11 protein-coding genes are annotated in these 16,647 nt (G+C 59.5%); 5 read left to right on the top strand and 6 right to left on the bottom strand.

The genetic code is table 11. The features are described from left to right. The first annotated feature begins 228 nt into the window (after positions 1-228). The 4 genes from BLQ12_RS23630 (at position 229) to BLQ12_RS23615 (ending at position 6,929) form a co-directional block, all read left to right on the top strand. A complete protein-coding gene (locus BLQ12_RS23630) occupies positions 229-1,545 on the top strand; it encodes a dicarboxylate/amino acid:cation symporter (RefSeq protein ID WP_092214847.1) in 1,317 nt (438 codons plus the stop codon). 183 nt (positions 1,546-1,728) lie between these two features. Next, positions 1,729-3,474 carry a transporter substrate-binding domain-containing protein gene (locus BLQ12_RS23625; protein ID WP_217640390.1) on the top strand — a complete coding sequence of 582 codons (1,746 nt, stop codon included), beginning with the start codon at positions 1,729-1,731 and terminating at the stop codon, positions 3,472-3,474. Next, positions 3,471-4,904 carry a sigma-54-dependent transcriptional regulator gene (locus BLQ12_RS23620; RefSeq protein WP_254782104.1) on the top strand — a complete coding sequence of 478 codons (1,434 nt, stop codon included), beginning with the start codon at positions 3,471-3,473 and terminating at the stop codon, positions 4,902-4,904. The genes BLQ12_RS23625 and BLQ12_RS23620 overlap by 4 nt, the downstream gene beginning before the upstream one ends. A 696-nt stretch (positions 4,905-5,600) precedes the next feature. After that, a complete protein-coding gene (locus tag BLQ12_RS23615) occupies positions 5,601-6,929 on the top strand; it encodes an ammonium transporter (RefSeq protein ID WP_226860079.1) in 1,329 nt (442 codons plus the stop codon). A 277-nt stretch (positions 6,930-7,206) separates the two neighbouring features. On the opposite strand, the gene BLQ12_RS23610 is transcribed toward BLQ12_RS23615, so the two are convergent. From BLQ12_RS23610 to BLQ12_RS23585, 6 genes are all read right to left on the bottom strand, one after another. Continuing rightward, positions 7,207-8,004 (bottom strand): sulfite exporter TauE/SafE family protein, encoded by a 798-nt coding sequence (locus BLQ12_RS23610; protein ID WP_092214838.1) that lies wholly within the window; start codon positions 8,002-8,004, stop codon positions 7,207-7,209. Between the two features lie 118 nt (positions 8,005-8,122). Beyond that, positions 8,123-8,839, bottom strand: a complete 717-nt coding sequence (locus BLQ12_RS23605) for a FadR/GntR family transcriptional regulator (protein ID WP_092214835.1) — start codon at positions 8,837-8,839, stop codon at positions 8,123-8,125. A 468-nt stretch (positions 8,840-9,307) separates the two neighbouring features. Beyond that, the gene (locus tag BLQ12_RS23600) at positions 9,308-9,970 is read right to left on the bottom strand and encodes a response regulator (protein WP_092214832.1); all 663 of its coding nucleotides are present in this window, start codon (positions 9,968-9,970) and stop codon (positions 9,308-9,310) included. Then, entirely contained in the window at positions 9,957-12,137 is a 2,181-nt protein-coding gene (locus tag BLQ12_RS23595) for an ATP-binding protein (protein ID WP_092214829.1), read from the bottom strand. The genes BLQ12_RS23600 and BLQ12_RS23595 overlap by 14 nt, the downstream gene beginning before the upstream one ends. Beyond that, positions 12,134-13,138, bottom strand: coding sequence for a BMP family lipoprotein (locus BLQ12_RS23590; protein WP_092214826.1), 1,005 nt, complete (start codon positions 13,136-13,138; stop codon positions 12,134-12,136). Before BLQ12_RS23590 ends, BLQ12_RS23595 begins: the two co-directional genes overlap by 4 nt. Next, a complete protein-coding gene (locus tag BLQ12_RS23585) occupies positions 13,135-14,166 on the bottom strand; it encodes a BMP family lipoprotein (protein WP_175470033.1) in 1,032 nt (343 codons plus the stop codon). Before BLQ12_RS23585 ends, BLQ12_RS23590 begins: the two co-directional genes overlap by 4 nt. Positions 14,167-14,773: 607 nt before the next feature. Here BLQ12_RS23585 and BLQ12_RS23580 point away from each other — a divergent pair. Continuing rightward, complete coding sequence (locus BLQ12_RS23580; RefSeq protein ID WP_175470032.1) at positions 14,774-16,357, top strand: ATP-binding cassette domain-containing protein; 1,584 nt, start codon at positions 14,774-14,776, stop codon at positions 16,355-16,357. Positions 16,358-16,647 lie beyond the last annotated feature (290 nt).

The following is a 16,647-nucleotide window of genomic DNA, read 5'->3' as shown; positions in this document are numbered from 1 at the left end:
ATGTAACTGTTTTTTTTGATTGAATGAGAGTCCGAAGGGCCTTTGGGGTGTCAACAGGTTATATCCCTTTCGGGGGCATGCAAAGGGAATTCTTGTTGTAAAATTTTATGTGATATCAAGGTGTCATGCAGTTTGATTCCGGGTTGGCACTGTCTGTGCTCATGTCTTGGTTAATCAAATAAATTTGGATTGTATTTAAGTTTTATTCATCACGGATGGGGAATAGACATGACACAGAATAGCAGTGAAAAAAAATCGGGACTGTTTGGTTGGTATTTTAACACAAACCTGTTGCTACGTATCTTGATCGGTCTGGTGCTCGGTGCGGTGGCCGGCCTGATCTTCGGGCCCAAGATTGCCAGCGTTGCTCCGCTGGGTACGGCCTTTGTACGGCTCCTGAAGATGATCGTGATGCCCGTGGTGATTTTCACCCTGGTGGTGGGCGCCGCCAGCGTGCACCCCTCGCGCCTGGGCCGCATCGGCGTCAAGGCGCTGGTACTCTATCTGTTGACCTCGGCCTTTGCCGTGGCCATCGGCCTTCTCTTTGCCAACCTCTTCAACCCCGGCTCGGGCATGGAGCTGGTGGGGATTGCCGGCGCCAAGGGCAAGTCCATTACCCCGCCCTCCATGGTGGATACCCTGCTCAACATCATTCCCACCAACCCCTTTGGGGCCATCACCTCCGGCAAGATGCTGCCCACCATTTTCTTCTCCATTTTCTTCGGCATCGGCCTGTCCCATCTGCGTGAAAGCAACGACGAGCGGATTCAGAACGCCGCCCAGACGATGTTTGCCTTCTTTGAAGGCGGCGCCGAGGTGATGTACAAGGTGGTTGGCTGGATCCTTGAGGTGGCCCCCATCGGTGTGTTTGCCCTCATCGCCGTTGTCTTCGGCAAGCAGGGAGCCCAGGCCTTCGGTCCCCTGGCCCTGGTGACCCTCACCGTCTACGCCTCCTTCATCTGCCATGCGGTGTTTGTGTACGGCGGCCTGCTTACCCTTTACGGCATCAACTTCTTTGAGTTTCTCTCCCGCTCCCGCGCAGCCATCATCACCTCCTTTGTGACCCGCAGCAGCGGCGGCACCCTTCCCGTGAGCATGGAAGTGGCCGAGAAGAACCTGGGGGTTTCCCGTGGGGTCTACTCCTTTTCCCTGCCCCTGGGGGCCACCTTGAACATGGACGGTGCCGCCATCTACCAGGGTGTCTGTGCCATTTTCGTTAGCCTTGCCATCGGCGCTCCCCTGGCCCTTGACATGCAGCTGACGGTGATCGCCACAGCGGTTCTTATCTCCATCGGTTCTGCCGGCGTCCCCGGTGCCGGTGCCATCATGCTGCTCATGGTTCTTGAATCCGTGGGCCTCAAGGTCGAGCCCGGCTCTGCCGTTGCCGCGGCCTATGCCATGATTTTCGGCATCGACGCCCTGCTGGACATGGGGCGAACCTCCCTGAACGTCACCGGCGACCTCGCCGTGACCTGTGCGGTGGCCAAGTCCGAAGGCGAGCTCGACCAGGAGATCTGGGACAACGGCGCCATGGTCGAAATGTAACCAACGCGGGGCTGCTGTCCCTTAAAGGTTTTCTCCGTGACGGGCCGGACGCTTTTCTCCCAGAAGAGAGAGGGTATCCGGCCCGTTTTTTTTCATGCAAACCCGTATTGACAGAACAGCCCCCGGGGGTCATAACCATGACAGGGTTCGATGGGTGTGGTTTCATTTAAGAATAGGTCGGTTATGAGAACGTGTTTTATATTCATGGGGAGCGCCGGGTCGGCTCAGCAGCGGGCTGTAAAGCTCGCGGGCATGGTGCTTCTTCTGCTGGTCTCCCTTGTTTCTCAGGCCTTCCTGCCCGAACCCGCACGGGCCCTTACCCCCGTGGATTCCAACAAAACCTACATCGTGGGCGGCGACTACTATTACCCTCCCTACGAGTACCTGGATGAGGAGGGCAACCCCGCAGGTTACAACGTGGAGCTCACCCGGGCCATTGCCGAGGTCATGGGCCTCAACATCGAGATCCGTCTTGGCAACTGGAGCGAGATGCGCACCGCCCTTGAAAAAGGGGAGGTGGACGTGTTGCCCGGCACGGTGTTCACCGAAGAGCGGCAGTCCGTGTTTGATTTCGTTCCCCACGCCCTGATCCATCAATCCATTTTTTACCGCAAAGGCTCCCCCAGCGCCAAGAGCGTCGATGACCTTGTGGGCTTTGAGGCCATCGTCCAGGAGGCCGGTTCCATGCACGACAACCTCGTCAAGCATGGGGGCATCACGGTGATCCTCACCGATACCCACGCCAACGCCCTGCGGCTCCTGGCCTCGGGCAAGCACGATTACGCCGTGGTGGCCAACCTGCCGGGGCTCTATCTGGGCCGGAAACACCGCCTCTCCAACATCGTCACCTCGGGCAAGACCGCGGTGAGCTTCAAGTATTGTTACGCCGTGAAAAAAGGGAATGCAGAGCTTCAGGCCCGGCTCAACGAGGGGCTCTCCATCCTGAAGAACACGGGCCGGTACCAGGAGATCTACGACAAGTGGCTCGGGGTCCTGGAGCCGCGGACCCCGTCGTGGACGCGCATCGTGAAGATCAGCATGGTGGTGGTGGTTCCCCTGGTGCTGATGATGGGCGCGATCCTCATGTGGAACCGCACCCTGAAACGGGAGGTGGCTAACCGCACCCGGGAGCTTCACCTCCAGCAGCAGCAGCTCATCCAGGCGGACAAGATGGCCTCTCTGGGGATCCTCGTCTCGGGGGTGGCCCATGAGATCAACAATCCCAACAGCCTGGTCCTCTTAAATACCCCCGTGATCATGGACTCCTTTGAAGACCTGTGGCCCATTCTGGAGGGGTACTACGAACAGCACGGGGACTTTCTGGTGGGGGGCCTCGAATACACCCGCATGCGGGAAGAGATTCCCCACATGCTCTCCGAGATGCAGGCCGGGGGCAAGCGCATCAAGCACATCGTGGAAGACCTGAAAGACTTTTCCCGCATCGACAACTCCCGGCAGATGGAGGTCATGGATTTAAACGAGGTGGTCCGCGCCGCCGCGCGGCTGGTGGACAACTCCATCAAAAAGGCCACCCACTGCTTTTCGGTCTCCTGCAGCGACAGCCTGTGCAAGGTGCGCGGCAACCCCCAGCGCATCGAGCAGGTGGTGGTGAACCTGATCTTAAATGCCTGCCAGGCCCTGTCGGCACCGGACCAGTGCATCGCCCTTAAGACCTTCAACAGCCCGGACCGCAAAGGGGTCGTCCTGGAGGTTCGCGATGAGGGCACCGGCATCGACCCCGACCACCTGCCCCACCTCACCGATCCTTTTTTTACCACCAAGCGGGACACCGGAGGCACCGGCCTCGGCCTCTCCGTTTCCACCACCATTGTCAACGAGCATGGCGGCGTGCTGGATTTTGTCTCCGAACCCGGAGAAGGCACCACCGCTTCCCTTAGACTTCCAATGTTCAGAAGGACTCGCCCGTGATTCCGCGCAAATCCCTTTACCCCTCGTTCAAGGTGCTGATCGTCGACGATGAAGAGCCGTTTATCCGAAGCCTCTCCATCGCCCTGGAGCGATCGGCCGGCATCAACAACCTCACCCGCTGTCAGGACAGCCGGGAGGTGATGGGGATCCTGGCCCAGGGCGGCTTCGGCCTGGTGCTGCTGGACCTGAACATGCCCTGGCTCTCCGGGGACAAGCTCCTTTCGTCCATCATCGAGGAGCACCCCGAGGTGGGGGTGATCATCATCAGCGGAATCAACCAGATCGAGCCGGCCGTCCGGTGCATGAAGCTGGGTGCCTACGACTACTTCGTCAAGACCAACGAAGAGGATCGCCTGGTCCTGGGTGTCAACCGTGCCATTCAGATGGTGGAGATGTCCAAGGAACACAAGGAGATCAGAAGCCGCCTTCTCCATGACCGCCTGGAAAACCCGGAGGCCTTTGAAGAGATTTTAACCGGCGACAAGGCCATGCGCGCCGTGTTTCAATACCTGGAGTCTGTTGCCAAAAGCGCCATGCCCATCCTCATCACCGGGGAGAGCGGCGTGGGAAAAGAGCTTTTTGCCCACACCGCCCATCGCCTCAGCGGAGTGGAGGGCCCCCTGGTCTCCATCAACGTGGCGGGCCTGGACGACAATGTCTTTTCCGATACCCTCTTCGGCCACGCCCCGGGGGCCTTTACCAGCGCCCACGGGGTGCGCAAGGGGATGGTTGAGCAGGCAGCCCAGGGAACCCTCTTTCTCGATGAGATCGGGGACCTGAGTGTCACCTCCCAGGTGAAGCTGCTTCGCCTGATCCAGAACGGGGAGTACTATCCCCTGGGGAACGATCGCCCCAAGCGCATGAACGCCCGCATCGTGGTGGCCACCAACCAGGATCTGGACAAGAAACAGGCCAAGGGAGAGTTCCGGAAGGACCTCTACTACCGCCTCTGTGCCCACCACGTGCATATCCCCCCTTTGCGGGAGCGCAAAGGGGATATTCCCCTTCTCCTCAACCACTTCCTCGGCGAAGCCGCCGACGCCCTGGGCAAAAAGCGGCCCACCTACCCCCGGGAGCTGGAGACCCTTCTTGCCAACTACCCCTTCCCCGGCAACGTCCGGGAACTCCAGGCCATGGCCCATGACGCCGTCAGCACCCACAAGGCGAAGATGCTTTCCCTGGACGCCTTCAAACGCAAGATCGGCTCCATGACCCTGCCCGCCCATGACCACGACGCCCGTGACGTCCCTGAGGACGAGAGCGTCTTTGTCTCCTCAAAATCCCTGCCTTCCGTCCATGACGTGACGGATCTTCTGGTGACAGAAGCCATGAAGCGCGCCGACGGCAACCAGTCCATCGCCAGTCGCCTCATCGGCATCTCCCAGCCCGCCCTGAGCAAACGGCTCAAAAAAATGAAGCAGGGCGACTGAGGACTCGGGCCAAAAAAGCCTCCGGCGGCCCTGCCGGGGGCTAACCTTTTAAAAAGTTTAACAAACAGGTTTTAAAAACAGATTCCGTTTAATCTGAACCCAAGGCGAATGTGATTTTCCCTGAGGATGCCTCCGGCGGCCCTGCCGGGGGCCAAACTTTTGAAAAGTTTGATAAACAGTTTTTAAAAACAGGCTCCGTTTAATTTAATCTAAACCCAAGACAATTGTGATTTTCCCTGAGGATGCCTCCGGCGGCCCTGCCGGGGACCAAATTTTTGAAAAGTTTGATAAACAGCTTTTAAAAACAGACTCCGTTTAATCTGAACCAAAGGCGAGTGCGATTTTCCCTGAGGAACGAAGGGGAAAGCGCATTCGCAATTTGCTTTCAAGGTGGCACACCTTGCCGCCGGAGGCTTTTTTTTGTTTTTTCTGAGCCCTCTGTGGTTGCATAGAAGGTTTTCCGCATCTTTTTTGCGGGGTGGAAAACAACAAAACTGCAATGAATGCGCTTTATGAATTACATAAATGTTATTTTGCTTGCGCTGCTGTTGTGTGCGGGCATGAATATAACTGGTTGAATTGCTGACCCATATATCCGTATGTCACGAGATGGCACGGATATTGATTAGAGATATCCCCGAAATCATGAGGAAATTTGCCGTAAGGGCTTTTTTGTGAACTTTCTGATGGGGATAAATGATGCGAAACAGGTTTCGAACAGCGATGATGACGGCAGGGGCATGGGTGGTGCTGAAGGGGTCGGCCTTTGCCCTCTCCGGTGACGGGGTGGACACGGGCAGCACGAGCTGGATGCTTATCTCAACGGCCCTGGTGCTTCTGATGGTACCGGGCCTGGCCATGTTTTACGGCGGATTGGTGCGGACCAAGAACGTGCTCTCCACCATGATGCACACCTTCGTGGCCCTGGCCGTCATCGGGGTGCTCTGGGTGGTGTGCGGATACAGCCTCACCTTCGGGAAGAGTATCCTGGGCGGGTTCTGGGGCTGGAATCCCGATTATTTTCTGCTTTCCGGCATCGACTCGACAGTAACCGACGGGATCCCCGAGTACATCATCGCCATGTTCCAGGGAAAATTTGCCATCATCACCCCGGCTCTTATCAGTGGGGCCATTGCCGAACGGGTCCAGTTCAGGGGGTACATTGCCTTTATCGCCCTGTGGTTTCTCTTTGTCTACGCCCCCTTGTGCCACTGGGTCTGGGCGCCGGACGGGTGGCTTTTGAACATCGGGGCCGCAGGGGTTATCGACCTTGCCGGGGGGCTGGTGATTCACGTCTCTGCAGGGATCAGCGCCCTGGTGGCCGCCCTTTACCTCGGGCCGCGCAAGGGGTTTCCCAGGACCGCTTTTCATCCCAACAACCTTGTCATGACCATGATGGGCGCAGGCCTTCTCTGGGTTGGGTGGTTCGGGTTCAACGCCGGCTCCACCCTGGGCAGCGGCCTGGACACGGCCCGGGCCCTGGCCATGACTCAGATCTCCGCCGCCTCAGGCGCCCTCACCTGGCTGGTCATTGAGGCGTGGATTTTCAAAAAGGCCACCGCCCTGGGGTTTGTCTCGGGGATCCTGGCAGGCCTTGTGGTCATCACCCCGGCCGCCGGTGTGGTGCTGCCCGGCGGGGCCCTGGTTTTAGGGGCTCTCTCCTCGTGCCTTTGCTATTGGGCCCTGACCCTGAAAACCCGGTTCGGCTACGACGACTCCCTGGATTGCTTCGGCATCCACGGCGTGGGCAGCGGCCTGGGCGTTCTTATGCTCTCCTTTTTTATCCGGGACAGCTGGATGGCCGAGGCCTCGGCCGCTGCGGGAAAAGCCTGGGGCCCCTTTGACCAGCTCCTCGTCCAGGCCACGGGCATGGGGGTAACCATCCTTCTGGCCTCCAGCGTCACCCTTCTCCTGTGCTTCGTCATCGAAAAAACCCTGGGCTTCCGCGTCGACGAAGAGTCCGAGCTCATCGGTCTCGATCAAGTCCTCCACGGAGAAACGGGCTACGGTTTGGTGAAATCATGAGAAACAAACAGATGCCTCCGGCGGCAAGGGGCTAAAGCCCCTTGACCCCAGGTTCGCGAATGCTCCCGACCTTCGTTCCTCAGGTCGATCACATTCGCTGACGGGCTTCGCCCGGAAATGATGGTCGGTTTTTGGGCTGGCTTGAGCGTTGAAATAAAAGAGGCCGTGTGCCGCCCATGGGGTGACACACGGCCTCTTTTTTTTAGTCTGTGTAGAGTTGCCTCTGGCAACCTGCTTTCAAGGTGGCTCACCTTGCCGCCGGAGGCGCTTTTTGGTTTTAAAACACGCTGATGAGCATGCGGGTGGCCACCACGTAGAGGAGGATGGCGAAGATGCGTTTGAGTTTGTCCACGGGGAGGCTGTGGGCGAGTTTTGCGCCCAAGGGGGCGGTGAGGACGCTGAAGCAGATGATGCCGATAAGGGCCGGGAGGTAGACGTAGCCCAGGGAGAGGTCGGGGAGGTTGGGTGTGCCCAGGCCGTTGAGCATGTAGCCGAAGGCACCGGCCAGGGCGATGGGCAGGCCGATGGCAGATGAGGTGCCGATGGCGTGGTGGACGGGGATGTTGCACCAGGTGAGGAAGGGGACCGACAGGGTCCCGCCTCCGATGCCCACCAGGCTGGAAAAGGAGCCGATGACGCCCCCTGCCCCGAAGATGCCGGTGGTGCCGGGGACCTGCCGTGTGGCGGCCGGTTTTTTCCCGAGGATCATCTGGGTGGCCACGTAGTAGAGGAAGGCCACAAAGATCCCTTTGAGGATGTGGGTGGGGAGTCGCGACGCCACGCAGGAGCCGGCAAAGGTACCCACAAGGATCCCCGGGGTGATTCGCTTGAACACGTCCCAGCGCACGGCGCCGCGTTTGTGGTGGGCCCGGAAGCTGGAGACGGAGGTGAAGATGATGCTGGCCAGGGAGGTGCCCAGGGCCAGGTGCATCATGAGCTCCTGGGGGATGTGCTGAAGGGTGAAGCTGAAGACCAGCATGGGAACAATGACCAGGCCGCCCCCGATGCCGAGGAGTCCTGCCAGGACGCCTGCAATGGCGCCCACAACCGCATAAATCATAAACGATGTCAGCATATCTTGATTCCGTCCTATTCTGGGTTCAAAAGCAGCCTCCGATGGTCAGGCTTTTGACACGTTGGATAAACAGATGTTGGGAACGATTTTGGTCAAATAAATAGGCTGTTGGGGTGGCTTACTTTGCGGGCGGAGGCCATGTTGATTCCCCTCCTTCAAACACTGCCTGCTCCACGGTTTCAAGGTGACGGCGCATGGCGGCTTCGGCGGCGGCGCTGTCTCCCCGTTCCAGGGCGTCGATGACCGCCACGTGGGAGGTGACGGACAGGCGGCTTCGTTCCGGGGTCTGGAGGGCCTCGGTGCGGGATTCCGTCAGGATGGTGGTGAGGTTTTTCACCACATTTAAAAGGATGGTGTTTCCCGAGGCTTCGGCCAGGCAGAGGTGGAAGGCCTGGTCCAGGTCTTCGGTGGTCTCTCCGGCCAGGGCCCGTTTTTCCTGTTCATAGACCAGGAGTTTGAGGCGGACGAGCTGGTCTTCGGAGATGTGTTGGGCTGCCCGTGCGGCGAGCTGGGGCTCGATGATGCGCCGGACATCGAAGATCTCGGCAAGGCGTTCGGTTTTCAAGGGGACCACCCGGGCGAGGTGGGCGGACAGGGCCGAGTCGTCCGGTTCGGAGACAAAGGTTCCCGCCCCCCTTCGTGTCTCCACGATCTGCTGTTCGGAGAGGGTCCGGATGGCCTCCCGGATGCAGCTTCGGGAGACGGCAAAGTGTTCGGCCAGGCTTCGCTCGGAGGGAAGTCGCGTTCCCGGGGGCCACTCGTCGCTCTCGATGCGGTCGGCGATGGCGCGGGCCACGGTGTGGAAGAGGCGGCCCTCCGTCTCTATTTTGGTCATACCAATACTCCAGATTGATGTTTTTTGGTAAGACCAATACCACGGTGCAACGGGCACTGCAACCGGAAAAAGACGACAGAGATGCTTTGGGATCAGAAAGTTATGAACAATGGGTGGGGTTTTGCCTGGGAAATGGAGCTTGGATTGGGAAAAACAGATAAATATTTTGTTTTGGTGTGTTTGAAATTGGTTTGGATGTGTTTTTGGTATGATTTTTTGAGGTAGTGATGACTTTAAAGGTGTTCTGCCTTATTTAATGTGCCTCTTTGGTAGAATTTTATGGTGTATTAACTCCTTTGCGTTCAGCTCGTGGTTTTTAAGGGGGGACAGGTCGGGAACCAGGCTGTTTGGGGCTCTTTTTTGCGGTTTCAGGGCTGAAAACGAAAAAGAGAGCACGGTCTTTGATCCATGCCGTCCAAGGCATGGGTGGCTGAGCCTGCCCGGTGTGTCTTCGGCGGGGTCGCACCCTTACACGGTGTCGTCGGGGGTATCGGAGAGATCCGAGAGGTCGAGGTCGGGGTAGAGGCGCCGGGCGCACTCGGCGCAGATGCCGTGGGTAAAACCCAACTCCGAGTGGGTGGAGAGGTATTTTTCGATCTGGTGCCAGTAGCCGTCGTCGTCGCGCACTTTTTTGCAGGCGGCGCAGATGGGGAGGAGCCCGCGCAGGGTTTTGACATGGGAGAGGGCCTCCTGGAGCTCCTCGATGAGCCGTGCCTGTTTGGCGATCAAAAGGCGCACCTGTACGTGGGTGCGGACCCGGGAGAGGACCTCTTCCCGTCGGAAGGGCTTGGGGATGTAATCCTGGCCACCGCAACGGAACCCCTCCACGATGGCTGTGGTTTCGCCCTTGGCCGTGACAAAGACCACGGGGATATCGGTGGTGAGGGGGTCGGCCTTGAGCTGGGTGCAGGTTGCAAATCCGTCTGGCCCCGGGGGCATCATGACATCCATGAGGATGAGGTCCGGGATAAAGTGGCGCGCCACCTCAAGGGCCTTGGTGCCGTTGGTGGCAAAGGCGAGGTTGTACCCCTCCGGTTCCAGGATCTTCATGATGAGGTCGATGTTCTCTGGTTTGTCGTCCACGATGAGAATTTTCGGCGGGGTGGGGGTGTGCTCGTCAGGGGTCTGCATGGGGATCTCCTTGGGGGGATGCATTCATCAGGGCGATGATGCCGTCCATGTCGTATTTTCGAAGCAGCCGGGCCATGGCCTCTTTGGTGTCGCCGTGGGTCACCTGGCCCATGAGCTCCTTGAGTTCACTGACCTTGCCGAATTGCGCGGCCTCCCGTATGGCGCGGCGAAGGTCCGGGGAGAGGTCGGCGGCCATGGGGGGTGGCGGGGCCTGCCGATGCTCAACGGGTTTGAAGGTTACGGGGAGGAGGGCCTCCACGGCATGGGTTACGTCGTCGATGCGAAGGGGTTTGGGGATGCAGTGGTCAATGCCTTTTTCGGCGGAGAGTTGCCCTTTGAGGTCAAAGACGTCGGCTGTGACAAGGACCGTGGGAATGGGGGGAGAGGTTCCGCGGCTCCTGGCCTCCCGGGCCATGTCAAGGCCGGTGAGGCCGGGCATGTGATAGTCCACAAAGAGGATATCCGTTGCCTGGGTCTCCAGCTGTGCCAGCGCGTCCCGGCCATTGTCCACCGTGGTGACGGCAAAGCCCAGGCCCTTGAGGATGGTGGCAAGGACGTCCCGGTTGTTCCGGTTGTCGTCCACCACCATGGCCGTCAGGTTGCCGTTTTTATCCAGCTGCCTGGGCGCGGGGACGGTGCCTTGGGCGGGCAGGCTTTCTAAGGGGACCTGGGGAAGCCGCACGGTGAAGTGAAACCGGCTGCCCAGCCCTTCGCCGGAGGTCAGCTCCAGGGTGCCCCCCATGAGTCGGACATAGCTGCTGGAGATGGGCAGGCCCAGGCCGGTGCCCTCCTCCCGGGCATCACTGTGGCCCTGCCGGAAGGGGAGAAAGATGGTGTCCACGGATGCTTTGGGGATACCGGCTCCGGTGTCACGGACCTCAAAGTGAAACAGGTCCGGGGCGGTCTCTTTGACCCGGAGGCGGATGGCCCCGGACCCGGTGAATTTTACGGCGTTGTTGAGCAGGTTGATGAGCACCTGGCGAAGCTTTCCCTCATCCCCTTCCACGGGAAGGCAGGTGCGGTCCGCAGGGCCGGTGACCTCCCAGGAGAGATTTTTGTGTCTGCACCTGAGGGCAAAAAGGGTGTCCAGGTTGGCCAACAGGGCCACCAGGTCAAAGGGGGCCATGCGCAGGTCCATTTTTCCCGCTTCGATTTTGGAAAAATCGAGGATGTCGTTGATGACCCCCAGCAGGTGGCTCCCGCTCTTTTCAATGGTGTCCACGGCGTGGGTGATGTCCGGGTCTCCCAACTCCTTTTGCTGGAGGATCTGGGCGTATCCGAGGATGGCGTTTAAGGGGGTGCGGATTTCATGGCTCATGTTGGCCACAAAAAGGCTCTTGTACCGGTTGGCCTCCTCGGCGTCCTCCTTGGCTTTGTGCAGGGCTTTTTCCATGGCTTCCTTCTCTTTGATTTCTGTCTGCAGGAGGCGGTTGGCCCCCTCCAGCTCTCCGGTGCGCTCGGCGACCTCTTTTTCAAGGTGGGCGTAAAGGTGCTGGAGGCTGCTGCTCATCTCCTGAAAGGCCTGGCAGAGGTGGCCGATTTCATCGGTGCGCACGTCCAGGTCGGGCTTGACGAATTCCCCCCGGGAGAGGGCTTTGGCCATGGTGGAGAGGGTGACCACCGGGGTGACGATGCTTTTTGCCAGGAAGAGGTGGAGGCACACAGCCACCAGCCCCAGGATGAGAAAGCTGCCCACGCTTAGCGTTATGGCGTCCATGCGGAGCTGGGCAATGGCGGTGTCGGTGAAGGTCCCGATTTCAACCTCGCCCAAGGAGGTGCCGGTGTCTGAGGTGATGGCCCGGGAGGCGATGAGGATGTTGTTGCCGGTACGGCGCTGTTTTTTTGTGACATCTTTCCCGTGGATGGTGGCCTCGATATTGATCAGGGAGTTTCCGGAGGTGTCGTAGATTTCACAAAACGCCACCTGAGAAAACTGCTCCACGCTCAGGGCCACCTCTTCCAGGACAAAGTAGTTGTACCTTTCGATGGGCTGCACGCTGAACTCTGCAACCAGGGCGGTGAGCCGTTCGGTCTGCCGGGTGAGGTCCCCGATGAGCTGGTGCCGCTGTTTGTCCAGGATCAACGCCCCCGACAGGATAAGGGCCGCCAGAAGGATCAGGAGGGTCCCCGTGGTAATTTTTCGTTGAAGTGTCCAGGCAAAGGTCATGGCGCTCCTTTGGGGGGAAGGCCGGTTTGGGGAAAACGGATCTCACCGGCGATGATCTTCAAGCGCACCTCCTCCAGGCGGTCGAGCAGGGCCTGGGGGATCTTCTTTCGCGTGTAGGTCATGGGGGACAGCCCCACCCCGTCTTCCAGGAGGCCGTAGTGGCGGATGCCGGGACGGAAGCGGCCCATGGCGATTTTGGCCACCTCTTTGTAGGTGGCGATATCAAGGCGCTTCATCATGCTGGTGAGGACATGGCCGACGGCAAGGTGGTCCTGGTCGGAGTCCACGCCGATGACAAAGCGGTCGGCGGCCCGGGCCGCCTGAATCACACCGTTTCCCGTGAGGCCGGCCACTGAAAAGATGGTGGTGGCTCCGCGTTCATACATCTCGGTGGCCACGGCATGTCCTTTTGCCGGGTCGTTGAACCCGCTGTAATCCGGGGCCTCGGAGATATAGGCCACCTCCAGGGGAATGCCAGGAGAGGCGTACCGGATCCCCGCGCGGAACCCGGTGAGAAAGGGGGCCATCACGGGGATGTCCACGGCACCGATGTACCCGATTTTTCGGGCCCCGGGCATGGACGCGGCAAGGAGCCCGGCGAGAAAGGCCCCCTCTTCCACGGCAAATACCGTGGATACCACGTTGTCCAGGCCCTTGATGGGCACATCGTGCATGATGAAGTAAGTCTCGGGATGGCGCCTGGCGTAGGCGGTCACCAGCTCTTTGAACTCAAAGCCGTTGGCCACGATGACCTGGACCTGTCGCTTGAGAAGTCGCTGCATGGCTTCTTCTGCCGCGGCCTGGGATTTTTCCATGTCCTCGACGATGACGCCGATGCCCAGGTCCTGTTTGGCCTTGATGAGGCCGGCGTAGGTCATGTCGTTGAAGGACTGGTCCCCGATACCCGAGTAGCCCACCAGAAAGCCCACGGTGAGGGGCTTGCCCGACACCGGGCCCAGGGGAATCAGGAGACAGGCCAGCAGAAGGATGATGGTTTTCATGGGGGGGCCTCCTCGCACCGGTGGACGGTGAGTTCACCGGCGATGATGTCGGACTCCGCCAGCTTCAGTTGTCGGTGGATCGCCTCGGGGATCATCTCCCGGGTGTACCGCATGGGACTGAGACTCACCCCTCCGTTTTCAAGGTTGTAAGGGCTCTCCCCGGGCTGGAACCGGTGGGTGAGGATTTTTTCCACCTCCATGAGGGAGGCGCGGTCCAGCCGCTTCATCATGCTGGTGAGGACGAGCCCTCGGGCCATGTGGTCCTGGTCTGCGTCCACGCCGATGACATACCGGCTGTGGGCCCGGGCAGCCTGGATGACCCCGTTTCCGGACAGGCCGGCCACGGCGTAGATGATGTCCGTGCCTTCCCGGTAAAGGGTGTCGGCCAGGGCGTAGCCGGCATCGGGGTTGCTGAAGCCTGAGTAGTCTCCCTTCTCGGCGATGAAGCGCGTGATGACGGTTGCGTCGGGGTTGGCAAACCGGACCCCTTGGGTGAAGCCCATGTGAAAGGAGCGGATGGCGCACATGCGGACCCCGCCGATAAATCCGATGCGTCGTGTTTTGGTCATGGCTCCCGCCAGGACCCCTGCCAGGAAAGAGCCCTCGTGATTTGCAAAGGTGGTGGAGACGATGTTGGCGAACCCCTGGACGAGGTGGTCGTTGATGATGAAGGTGATCTCCGGGCGTTGGGTTGCCACGGCCTTCACCACCGGGATCAGCCCCGCCCCGTTGCAAACCACCACCGTGGCCCCGCCGGTAAGGAGGGTCTCAAGGGCCTGCCGCCTTGAGGCGTCGTTTTCTTCCGTGGGCGCGTAGGTGAGTCGGATTCCGTATTGCTTTCGGGCCTTGGCCAGCCCCACCCAGGTCATGTCGTTGTAAGACTGGTCCCCCAGACCCCCGCCACCGGCAAGGAAACCCACGGTGAGGGTCTCGGCCCGGCAGGTTCCCCAGAGGAGCAGGGGGAGGGCAAGGAGCATGAGTGCCCAGGCACGGGTGGCGCGGTGTGTGGGTGGCGGAGCTGGGGCCATGGTGTTGCCTTTCAAAAAAAAGGGTTGCTGCGTATCGGGCAAGCCATGTGTGGGGGAGACAGGGGCGAGAGGTCGGAAAGGGGAAGGGCTCCGGCATGCATTCAATACGCAGGCACCATGAGCTGCGTGGGGCTCGGCATCGTGGTTGAGACCGCCGACACCGCTCAATGGCATCAGGTCGTATGCGTGCGAGCCCTGATGGCTTCGATCATCTAAAAAATTATCACACCGTCCGGCAAATAAAAAGGTCGTTTTTCCATGAATCTCAGTGGGTTTTGCGGAAAAAAGCGACCCGGGATGGGCGGGGAGGTCCTGTGATGCCCCGGGTGGGGTCCATGGGCCGGAAGCTCGAGGAAAAGGGGCAGACTGAAAAAACCCGAAAAAGTTATGAACAATTTAAGATTTTACAAAGGATTTTGATGATATTTACGCGATTTTGGTTTGTTTTGGCGTGTTTGGATCGCTGTGGTAGGTATTTTTTAAGACATTATGGCGTAAATCGAAGGCTTTGTTGTTCGAATTTTTGAGATTGATGTGTTCTCTATGGGGACTATGGGCAAGGCTGGCATATGTATGCTTCGAAAAACGATGGGTTTTGGAAGAGAAAATGAGAGAAACTCTCTGGGGGTTACCGGCCCTGCTGTGGTATATACGCCCCATGGACATGACACTTGCATCTGTGGACTATCGTATTGCCGGCGACGCCTGGCTTCGCAGCATCAACCTGACCCTTTCTTCCGGGCAGGTGTGGGCCGTCACCGGTCCCAACGGCTCGGGAAAATCGGCCCTGGGAAGGCTCCTGGCCGGAAAGGCCGAGCCCTCATCGGGTTCTCTTACCGGCAGGCCCGGAGCTGTGGGCCATATCTCCTTTGAGGAGCACCTGGCCACCATTGAACGGGAACTCCGGGAAGACGACACCGATTACATGGACCGCATCGATCCAGGGCGCTCTGCCCTGGGCTTTATCATGGAGCAGGTGAAGGATGAGGCCAAGGCCCGCCTCTTGGGAGAGTCCTTTGGGCTGGCCCCCCTTTTTGACCGGGGCCTGCGCTTTCTCTCCACCGGGGAGATTCGAAAATCCCTGATCTGCAGGGCCCTGATGGCGGACCCATCCCTTCTTGTTCTGGACGATCCCTTTTGCGGGCTCGACAAAGGCGCCGCCGCCTCTTTAGGGGAGCGTATCCACAGCCTCTCCCGGGCAGGCATCACCCCGGTGCTGATCCTGGGGCGGGCAGGCGACGTGATGCCCTGGGTGACCCATGTGGCGGAGATGGACCAAGGACGCCTTGTCTCCTGCGGCCCGAAAGCGGCGTGGGCCAAGGCGCGACACGTGGAGAAAACCCCTTGCCCGGCGGAACTTCCGCAGGCCTGCTTTCTTCCCGGGGCAGAGACCCCCGAGTTCAGTACAGGGGATCCCCTGGTCCGGTTTTGCGATGTCTCCGTGGCCTACAACGGACGGCCCGTGGTGGACGGCGTCAGCTTTGCCCTTCGCAAAGGGGAGCACCTCATGATCACCGGCCCCAACGGCTCGGGAAAATCCACCCTGCTCTCCATGATCAACGGCGACAATCCCAAGGCCTACGGCAACGATATCTCGCTTTTCGGCCGCAGGCGAGGCACCGGGGAGAGCATCTGGGATATTAAAAAACAGATCGGGTACCTCTCCGCCGAGTTTCAGATCGGCTACCGCGCCGCCGCCACCCCCTTTTCCGCCATCCTCTCGGGCCTCTCCGATTCCATCGGCACCTACCGGAGGTTCTCCCTTCTGGAAAAAGAGGCCGCCTGTGCCTGGCTCGAAGTCATGGGCCTTTCCCACCGCAAGGAGAGCCCCCTTCGGAGCCTCTCCTCCGGTGAGCAGCGCATGGTCCTCATCGCCCGGTCCATGATCAAGGCCCCTCCCCTTCTGATCTTAGACGAGCCCTGCCAGGGCCTGGACGATGCCAACAGCCGATTTGTCCTGGATCTGGCCGACCGGGTGGGCATGAGCGGAAAAACCACCCTGATCTATGTCACCCACACCGAGACCGACACCCTCTCCTGCATCACCCACCACCTGCGCCTCTCCCCCAACCGGGAGACCGGCAGCACCGCGTGGGTGGAGCGTGCCTCCGGCGGCCCTGCCGGGGGCCAAACTTTTAAAAAGTTTGATAAACAGGTCTTAAGCAAGCCTTTCCAGGCTCCGCCGAAATAATTTCCACTTTTTCACATTAGAAACGTTTTTTGCGGAGCTTTTTTTCAAAAAAGCGACCCGCCGGAGGCAGCCAGGTTAAAGACGCCTCCGGCGGCCCTGCCGGGGGCCAAACGTTTGAAAAGTTTGACAAACAGGTTTTGCTCAATTTAACAGAAATCTTCGCGGAAGCCCTCACCCTGAGGAACGAAGGGGGAGGGCTTTCGCAACCTGGGGTTTAGGGGATCATCCCCTGGCCGCCGGAGGCAGGTTTTCCCTGCCCACTTTAACCATAGAAGGCATCGCTTTTGTTT

This window comes from Desulfoluna spongiiphila, from assembly GCF_900101345.1.
Taxonomy (GTDB): domain Bacteria; phylum Desulfobacterota; class Desulfobacteria; order Desulfobacterales; family Desulfolunaceae; genus Desulfoluna; species Desulfoluna spongiiphila.
Note: the sequence above shows the minus strand (reverse complement) of the source record. Positions and strands in the feature narration are given on the sequence as shown.

What these genes read in the sequence shown, in the direction of transcription:
- BLQ12_RS23580 (WP_175470032.1), top strand. Translation starts at nt 14,774, where the DNA reads ATGAGAGAAACTCTCTGGGGGTTACCGGCCCTGCTGTGGTATATACGC.
- BLQ12_RS23605 (WP_092214835.1), bottom strand. Translation starts at nt 8,839, where the DNA reads ATGACCAAAATAGAGACGGAGGGCCGCCTCTTCCACACCGTGGCCCGC.
- BLQ12_RS23615 (WP_226860079.1), top strand. Translation starts at nt 5,601, where the DNA reads ATGATGCGAAACAGGTTTCGAACAGCGATGATGACGGCAGGGGCATGG.
- BLQ12_RS23600 (WP_092214832.1), bottom strand. Translation starts at nt 9,970, where the DNA reads ATGCAGACCCCTGACGAGCACACCCCCACCCCGCCGAAAATTCTCATC.
- BLQ12_RS23585 (WP_175470033.1), bottom strand. Translation starts at nt 14,166, where the DNA reads ATGGCCCCAGCTCCGCCACCCACACACCGCGCCACCCGTGCCTGGGCA.
- BLQ12_RS23590 (WP_092214826.1), bottom strand. Translation starts at nt 13,138, where the DNA reads ATGAAAACCATCATCCTTCTGCTGGCCTGTCTCCTGATTCCCCTGGGC.
- BLQ12_RS23610 (WP_092214838.1), bottom strand. Translation starts at nt 8,004, where the DNA reads ATGCTGACATCGTTTATGATTTATGCGGTTGTGGGCGCCATTGCAGGC.
- BLQ12_RS23630 (WP_092214847.1), top strand. Translation starts at nt 229, where the DNA reads ATGACACAGAATAGCAGTGAAAAAAAATCGGGACTGTTTGGTTGGTAT.
- BLQ12_RS23595 (WP_092214829.1), bottom strand. Translation starts at nt 12,137, where the DNA reads ATGACCTTTGCCTGGACACTTCAACGAAAAATTACCACGGGGACCCTC.
- BLQ12_RS23625 (WP_217640390.1), top strand. Translation starts at nt 1,729, where the DNA reads ATGAGAACGTGTTTTATATTCATGGGGAGCGCCGGGTCGGCTCAGCAG.